Below are 8,355 nucleotides of genomic sequence, written 5' to 3'. Positions count from 1 at the left end.
CTGTGCCGGTCCCGTCCCCGGTCTCTGTGCCCGTGCCGGTGCCATGTCCGTCCCTGCCCCGTGCTCGTGCCGGTCTCCGTGCCCGTCCCCGTGCCGGTCCCGTCCCCGGTCTCTGTGCCCGTGCCGGTGCCATGTCCGTCCCTGCCCCGTGCCCGTGCTGGTCTCCGTCCCCGTCCCCGTCCCCGGATTGCATCTGGGGTTATTCAAAGTCAACCCCTTCGGGGTTGGGAGGGATTGGTTGTGTATGGTACTTCCAGTATGATCTTGCCGATGTGCTCGCTGCTGGCCATCAGGTCCTGTGCTTTGGCGGCTTCGGTAAAGGGGAAACTTTTGTAGACGATGGGCTTTAGCTGGCCGGTCGTTAGGAGGGGCCAAACCTGTTGCTCTACCTCGGCGGTGAGGGCCGCTTTAAAATCGGCGTCACGGGGTTTGAGCATGCTGCCGCTGATGGTGATTCGCTTCTGCATCAGGGTCGGAATGTGAATCTGGCTGTCGGCTCCCTGCATGGCGTTGATGAACATAAGTCGGCCGTCGGTGGCGAGCAGACGCAGGTTCTTAGGTGTATAATCACCGCCAACCATGTCCAGAACGACGTTGATGCCAATCCCATCCAATGCCTTCTCGAAATCCTCTTTTTTGTAGTTGACGCACTGAGTAGCGCCCAGTTGCTCGCAGAAGGCGCATTTGTCGTCACTTCCGGCGGTGGCGTAGGCGTTGGCTCCAAACGCTTTTGCCAGTTGAATAGCGGTCACGCCAATACCACTGCTGCCGCCGTGGATGAGGAAGTTCTCGCCTTTTGACAAATGCCCCCACTGGAAAACCGTTGACCAGACCGTTAGTATCGTTTCGGGTAAAGAGGCCGCTTCTACGAAACTGAGGTTGGCAGGGATAGGCAGGCAATGGCGTTCATCGACGGTTACGTATTCGGCATAACCGCCCCCGCTGATGAGGGCGCAAACGGCATCGCCAACTTGCCAACGACTGGCATTTGGGCCACAGCTTTCTACAACACCGGCCACTTCTAGTCCAGGAATCTGCCCCGACGGATCGGCACCGTAGCCGCCCGTTCGCTGGTGAATATCACTTCGGTTGACACCCGCAGCCCGCACGCGAATCAGTACTTGCCCAAATGCCGGTTCAGGCGTAGGTTGCTCCTGTAAGGCGAGTGACGAACTATCGCCGGGCTGGGTGATGATGATTGCTTTCATGGAGTCGAGTTAGTCTAAATATGTCAAACACAGTACCAACCCTGAAAGGGTTGACGCTGGATAACCCCGGATGCAATCCGGGGTAGGGTAGGTACGGCATTGCACATCCTGTAGGCACCGACCACTATCGCCACCTCTGTAGCTGTGTCCCGACTGCTGTCACCCGCTATCACCCTCTGTCTAGACCTCCTCCTCCTCTCTCCCTCCCCGGATTGCATCCGGGGTTATCTAGAGTTAACCCCTTCGGGGTTGGGAGGGTTAGGCAAATTTCTCCAGCTGCTTCACGAGTACGTTGAAATCCTTGGGGTAGGGGGCCACGAAGGTTTGCTCTTCGCCGTCCAGCATGGCGAAGGTGAGCGAGTGGGCGTGCAAGGCAACCCGATGAATGAGGGGTAACTCTTCGGTGCCTTCCTTTAAATTAAATTTACGTTTTACGTCCGACAGAAAAACGGGTTTCCCTCCGTAAGTAGGGTCGTTGACGATCGGGGCTTTCAGGCACATCAAGTGCACACGGATCTGGTGCATCCGGCCCGTAATGGGCATACACTCGACCAGTGTCGTTGTCCGATAGGCGGCAAGTGTGTTGAAAATCGTTTCGGCGACTTTTCCCTTCTCGCGGTCAATCCGAACGGCCGTACCGTCCTTGATGGGCGAAATTGGTAAATAGACCGAGATGCCTTCAAAGTTATGCACTCCATTGGTGACGGCATGGTAGCGTTTCGTAACCTCACGGTGTTCGAACTGCATGGCCAGGTGCCGGTAAGCCTCCGGATTTTTGGCAATCGCCAGAATACCCGACGTTTCTTTATCCAGCCGGTGCCCCAGCTGTGCATCCGCGTGGTAGGCTTTCGCCAGCCGCAGAATGCTCTGACCACCCCGGTCCGTCGTTCGTTCGTCGAGTGAGGCTACGTGGGGTGGTTTGTTGATCAGTATGTAATCCTCATTCTCAAAAACAATGAGGTCTTCGAAGTTTAGTTTCACAGGGGTAGATTTTTCAGTCGGTAAGTCAGTAAGCGGCTTCTCCTGAGTCAGTAAGTCGGTAAGTGGCTTCGCCCGAGTCAGTAAGTTAGTAAGCGGCTTCGCCTAATTCGGTAAGTCAGTAAGTGGCTGACGCAAGTGTTACTGATACGTCTGCCACTTACCGACTTACTGACTTACCAACTTAGGCGAAGCCACTTACCGACTATGATCAAACACAAAAAGCCTCCTCCCAGTCGGAAGAGGCTTAGAGGAGAATATTTTTCGAAAGCCTATACGGTCAGCGTACCGCGCTCGTAAGCTTTCTGTAGCGTCGCTTCTAAACCATTTTTGTTGATGGTTTTGATAGCTGACGTAGCTACTCGTAGTGTTATCCATTCGCCGGTTGATTCGACGAAGAACCGCTTCTTCTGCAGGTTCGGGAAAAATTTACGCTTGGTTTTATTGTTAGCGTGAGAAACGTTGTTTCCCGTGCGTGTGCGCTTTCCTGTTATTTGACAAACTCTGGCCATTACCGTACTCGTTATCCGTTTGAGGGCGCAAAATTGGCTAAATAATTCATAATCTGCAAGTCATTCATTCTTTTTTTTGAATCCATAAGGGCAATGGCGGCAACCGCTCTTGCAGCAATACCCCCTTTTGAGGTGATACGCGGCTGTAAAAACGACAAATCCCTCGGGTGTATAGTAATAGTCGTCGTCGGCTAAACCGGGTATTTTTTTCCTGGGTGGGCGAAGCGCCATGCTTTTGGGGGTCTGTCGAAGAAGTCTTATTTTTGAATGCCAACGGACTGTTAAGTCAGTTAGTTGCAAAAAAGTAAAGGCTTCGCCAACAAACTCAATTTAACTGCTTTTCGCTATGATACTCGAACCAATCACGCCCACCTCATCGGCCGATAAGGCCATGCAACTGGAATGGAAATACGGCGCACATAATTATCACCCCATACCGGCGGTGTTGTCTCGGGGTGAAGGCATTTTCGTTTGGGATGTCGATGAGAAACGGTATTTTGATTTCCTGTCGGCCTACAGCGCCGTGAGCCAGGGGCATTGCCATCCGCGCATCATCAACGCCATGATGCAGCAGGCCCAGCGATTAACGCTAACCTCGCGCGCTTTTTACAACGATAAAACTGGGTTGTGCGAAAAATTCCTTTGCGAGTACTTCGGTTTTGATAAGGCACTGATCATGAACTCGGGGGCCGAAGGGGGCGAAACAGCTCTGAAGTTGACCCGCAAATGGGCCTATAAAATCAAAGCAATCCCGCAGAACGAAGCGAAAGTGGTGTTTGCCGCCGGAAACTTCTGGGGACGAACGCTGGCTGCGATTTCATCGTCGACGGACCCCAGCAGCACCAACGATTTCGGTCCGCTATTGCCCGGTTACATCATCATTCCGTATAACGACCTCACGGCGTTGGAGGAAACCTTCAAAAGTGATCCGAATATTGCCGGGTTCATGGTTGAACCCATTCAGGGCGAAGCGGGCGTTGTGGTTCCGCACGAAGGGTACCTGCGCGGTGTGCGTGACCTATGCACAAAATACAATGTGCTGTTCATTGCCGACGAGGTCCAGACGGGTATCGGGCGGACGGGCAAGCGCGTTGCCTGTGACCATGAAGGGGTAAAACCTGATTTGCTTATACTCGGAAAAGCCCTTTCGGGGGGTACTATGCCCGTTTCGGCCGTGATGACCTCCGATGAGGTGATGCTGACCATAAAGCCCGGTGAACACGGGTCGACTTATGGCGGCAACCCCCTGGCCTGCGTCGTTACGATGGAAGCCTTACAGGTGGTGGAGGATGAAAGGCTGGCCGAAAATGCTGCGGTCATGGGCGACCTATTCCGTGCCCGTATGACGGCATTAAGTCAGAAAACAGCGCTGGTGAAGTCGGTGCGGGGTAAGGGATTACTCAACGCCATCGTCATCAGTGAACGCCCTGACCTGGGTTCGGAAACCGCCTGGGAAATTTGCCTGAAGCTGAAAGATAACGGCCTGCTGACCAAGCCCACTCACGGCGATAAAATCCGCTTTGCGCCCCCGCTCGTCATCAACGAAGAACAGATGCACGAAGCCTGCGACATTATTGAGAAAACGATTCTGGCCTTTTAAGTAGTCGTTGATTCGTAAACAGGTAACCGGTCGATTGGTTTTCGATAGACAACAGATTAACTATCATCCGGTTACCCAATTAACCGCACCGGCGGCCCGGCATTTGCCTGATTATTACTGACAGAACAATAGCCCGAATTGGTCTAAATGCCGTATTGGTTATTGAGCTATTGGTTATTGGCTATCAGCAGGCTTAACGAAAAACCAATAACCAATAGCTCAATAACCAATACCCATTAGCCCGTGACTAAAACAGCTTTGATGAGCTTGGACCCTACATGGGGGCGAAAAAGTCGTTAAGACCGCCTTCCCCTGGCCTATTTACGATGAGCAGGATGTACAGGCCGTCGCTGATCTTGTGCGGAGCGGCCAATGGGGAAACCCGGACTGTGCCGGAGCAGTGGCTGAGTTTGAGCAGCAGTTTGCCCGATATTGCGGTAGCAAATACGCCATAAGCTGTGTTAATGGATCGGTTTCACTGCGATTGGCCCTCATGGCCTGTGGCGTACGACCCGGCGACGAAGTCATTGTACCGCCCTATACATTCATTGCCACGGCTTCTGTTGTGCTGGAGGTCAATTGCGTTCCCGTCTTTGTCGATATTCAGCCTGATACCTATAACCTTGACCCCGCTGCCCTGGAAGCCGCTATTACGGAGCGTACTAAAGTGATCATTGCTGTTCATTTTGCGGGTCTGCCCTGCAACATGGAGGCCATTCAGGCCATTGCCCGTCGGCACAAGCTGCGGGTACTTGAAGATGCCGCCCACGCGCACGGAGGTGTGTACAAGGGCCGGAAACTCGGATCTATTGGCGACGCGGGCAGTTTCAGCTTCCAGTCGTCAAAAAACCTGACCTCGGGCGAGGGCGGTATGGTCATCACCAACGATGACATCCTGTACCAAACCATGAACTCCCTGCGGAATGTTGGGCGGCTGCCCGGCGGCCAATGGTACGACCATGTCAATCCGGGTTGTAACTACCGAATTACACAGCTACAGGCCGTTTTGCTCAGCGAGCAATTGAAGCGGCTGGATGAGCAGACGCGTATCCGCAATGAAAATGGCCTGTACCTGGATAGCCTGCTGGCAGAGGTGGAAGGCATCAGCCCGCTGAGCCGGGGAGAAGACGAGCTGATCCATCCCTATCATCTTTATATTTTTCGGTACGACAAAGCGAAATTTGGTCAGGTACCCAAGTCGGAATTTGTCGCTATGCTGGCGGCAGAAGGACTTCCGTGTTCGGCGGGGTATCCGCATCCGTTGTATAAACAGCCCCTTTTTCAACAGAAAAACTGGCTGTGTTATGCCCTGCCCGACACGCTCGACTACGCAGATGTGTGCTGCCCGGTTGCCGAACGGGCCTGCACCGACGAAGCGGTATGGATTTTCCAGCAAGCCATGCTGGGGTCACGCAGCGATATGGACTCCTTTGCCGACGCCATTCGGAAAGTTCAACACGCCGTTGTAAACTAGCCCACCGTATGTACTTGACCCGATTCCTGTTCATTACACTCCTGATCGTTGCCGGACCGAATGTCCTGCCGGCGCAACCCATTTATCTTCAGCGGGCGGTTGTGCTCGTATCGCCTACAATTCCGGCACCCATGCGCGTAACGGCCCCACGGGTGCTGACGGAGGAGATTGCCAAACGGACGGGCATAAGCCTCAAAAACGTGACCGGCTGGTCAAAAACGAACCCTGTTTGTGTGGCGTTTGCCCTGGTGGGCGATACGGCTTTAGCCGGTGTTCCGGTACCGGTAAGTTTGGCTAAACAGCACCCGGAAGCACTGCCGGAAGGGTTTCGGGTGGTGAGCGATGTGACACCCGGAAGAACCACGATCTGGATTATCGGAGCCGATGCCCGCGGTATTTTGTATGGTACGGGCTGGCTGCTGCGAACCCTCATCATGGACCGAAAGCGGCTCGAACTGGCTGCCCCCGCCAATATCGCCACCGCGCCCGCTTACCCCATTCGGGGGCATCAACTGGGGTATCGGTCAACGGCCAACTCATACGATGCCTGGTCGGTGGCGCAGTTTGACCAGTACATTCGGGAGCTGGCTATTTTTGGTACCAACGCCATTGAGGGAATTCCGTTTCACGAAGAAGAAAAGCCAAGCCCTCATTTCAAACTGCCTGCATCGGAAATGCGGCTAAAAATGAGCGTGATATGTCAGCAGTACGACCTGGATTACTGGGTCTGGACACCCGCCACCTTTGCGTTGACAGATGTAGCTAAACGAACTGCTGAACTCGATCGGCACGAGGCTTTTTACCGGGCATGTCCCCGGCTCGACCACATCTTCGTGCCGGGGGGCGATCCGGGCGATAATCATCCCCGGGAGGTGATGCTTTTTCTGAAAGACCTGCACACCCGGCTAGTCAACTACCACCCGAAAGCTAAAATCTGGCTGTCGTTGCAGGGGTTCAGCGTGGAGCACATCGATTATGTCTATGGATACATCGCCCGGCAAAAACCCGACTGGCTGGCGGGACTGGTACACGGTCCGGGGAGCCCGCCCCTTGCCGAAACCCGCTTCCGGCTGCCCAAACAGTATGGGCTTCGGCAGTACCCCGACATCACGCATAACATTCGCTGCGAATACCCGGTCGAGCGCTGGGATCAGGCCTATGCGCTGACACTGGGCCGGGAAGCGGCTAACCCGCGTCCGTATTTCTTTGCCAAAGTACAGGCGGCCTCGGCTCCCTTTACCGATGGCTTCGTGTCGTATTCGGATGGCTGCCATGACGACGTGAACAAAGTTGTCTGGAGTATGCGCGGCTGGAATCCGGAAGCCGACGTAACCGAAATACTCACCGATTATGGCCGCTTTTTCTTTGGTCCAACGCTGGATGAGGCTACCGCCAGTGGCATTGCGGCACTTGAACAAAACTGGCAGGGGCCGCTGGCTGAAAACGGTGGGGTAGACGCTACGTTTGCCTTCTGGAAAAAGCTGGAGGCCGATCAGCCAACGCTGGCGACCAACTGGCGATGGCAGCTCTTCCTGCTTCGGGCGTATTACGATGCCTATACCCGCAGGCGGTTGCTGTATGAGCAGCGACTCGAAACGAACGCCAACCAGTTACTGGCCAACGCCGACATCACTGCTCCCGAAACGGCCATGAATCAGGCGATGGAGGTGATGAATCAGGCGGATAAACGTCCGGTTTTGCCCGAGTTAAGAAACCGGATCGAAGCCTTGTGCGCTGATTTGTTTGCCTCCGTTGGCTTGCAGACCAGTGTTCCTACATACAACGCGAAAGGCTACGAACGGGGCTGTGTGCTGGATTTTGTCGATTATCCCCTCAACAACCGCTGGTGGATGGCCGACCAGTTTGTAAAAGTCAAATCCCTGAAAACGAAGGCGGAGCAGCTAAGCCGTTTGCGGGAAATCAGTGCCTGGGAAAATCCCGGCAAAGGCAGTTTCTACGACGATGTGTCGAGTGTGAGCAAGGGGCCGCGCGTAAAAACCATCTCCGACGATGCGACCGATATTGCCTGGTGGGAGAATGGCCGCAGCCGTGCCCGCCTGTCGTCGCAAACGTACCAGCGTAGCCCGACGCTCACGTACGACAATCTGGATCCCGGTGCCCGGTATGTTGTGCGGGTAGTGGGGTTTGGCGAAGCTCTGTTGCGGGTTGATGGCCAGCGACTGGAGCCAACGCTGTATAACCGGGAAGCGGATACGGTGAAAGAATGGATTGTGCCGCTATCGGCCACCCACGACGGGCGCATTATCGTCACCTTCGATCAGCCCGAAGAGTCGCACCTGAACTGGCGGCAAAATTCCCGCATTTCGGATATCTGGCTGCTCAAAGAAAAAGGAAGCGAGTAATTCCGGCCCACCGGCCTCAGACTGGCGGTGTCGTTTTAGGTCATTTACCTAATTAACGTGAATAATGGCTGTATCTAGGTTAAATCAGGTCCGCTTTATACGCTTAAAGTAATAATTGTTAACCACAGAGGCCCCGCAACGGCGGACCGCAAAGCGCACAGAGGTTGATTAGGGCACTTTCTTCCCCCATCAACCTCTGTGCGCTTTGCGGTCCGCCGTT

Annotated in this window: 7 protein-coding genes; 3 read left to right on the top strand and 4 right to left on the bottom strand. The window is 54.4% G+C overall.

Annotated elements, in window-relative coordinates:
* Positions 1–209: 209 nt before the first annotated feature.
* The 4 genes from ACYVK4_RS07725 to ACYVK4_RS07710 all read right to left on the bottom strand — a co-directional run bounded on the left by ACYVK4_RS07725 (position 210) and on the right by ACYVK4_RS07710 (position 2,929).
* Positions 210–1,208: an NAD(P)H-quinone oxidoreductase gene (locus ACYVK4_RS07725; RefSeq protein WP_461126918.1), complete on the bottom strand. Its 999-nt coding sequence runs from the start codon at positions 1,206–1,208 to the stop codon at positions 210–212.
* 258 nt (positions 1,209–1,466) lie between these two features.
* The gene (locus ACYVK4_RS07720) at positions 1,467–2,189 is read right to left on the bottom strand and encodes an RluA family pseudouridine synthase (RefSeq protein WP_461126917.1); all 723 of its coding nucleotides are present in this window, start codon (positions 2,187–2,189) and stop codon (positions 1,467–1,469) included.
* 269 nt (positions 2,190–2,458) lie between these two features.
* On the bottom strand, positions 2,459–2,698 hold the full coding sequence (gene rpmB / locus ACYVK4_RS07715) for a 50S ribosomal protein L28 (RefSeq protein ID WP_046375705.1): 240 nt from the start codon (positions 2,696–2,698) through the stop codon (positions 2,459–2,461).
* Positions 2,699–2,758: 60 nt separating this feature from the next.
* Complete coding sequence (locus ACYVK4_RS07710; protein WP_461126916.1) at positions 2,759–2,929, bottom strand: DUF5522 domain-containing protein; 171 nt, start codon at positions 2,927–2,929, stop codon at positions 2,759–2,761.
* A gap of 115 nt (positions 2,930–3,044) precedes the next feature.
* Here ACYVK4_RS07710 and rocD point away from each other — a divergent pair, with 115 nt between their 5' ends.
* The 3 genes from rocD (at position 3,045) to ACYVK4_RS07695 (ending at position 8,135) form a co-directional block, all read left to right on the top strand.
* Entirely contained in the window at positions 3,045–4,298 is a 1,254-nt protein-coding gene (gene rocD, locus ACYVK4_RS07705; RefSeq protein ID WP_461126915.1) for an ornithine--oxo-acid transaminase, read from the top strand.
* A gap of 319 nt (positions 4,299–4,617) precedes the next feature.
* The gene (locus tag ACYVK4_RS07700; RefSeq protein WP_461127500.1) at positions 4,618–5,772 is read left to right on the top strand and encodes a DegT/DnrJ/EryC1/StrS family aminotransferase; all 1,155 of its coding nucleotides are present in this window, start codon (positions 4,618–4,620) and stop codon (positions 5,770–5,772) included.
* An 8-nt stretch (positions 5,773–5,780) separates the two neighbouring features.
* Positions 5,781–8,135, top strand: coding sequence for a hypothetical protein (locus tag ACYVK4_RS07695; RefSeq protein ID WP_461126914.1), 2,355 nt, complete (start codon positions 5,781–5,783; stop codon positions 8,133–8,135).
* Positions 8,136–8,355 lie beyond the last annotated feature (220 nt).

The sequence above is a fragment of the Spirosoma aerophilum genome (assembly GCF_054782495.1).
The sequence above is the reverse complement of the archived record's forward strand: the minus strand, read 5'-3'. Positions and strand labels throughout refer to the sequence as shown.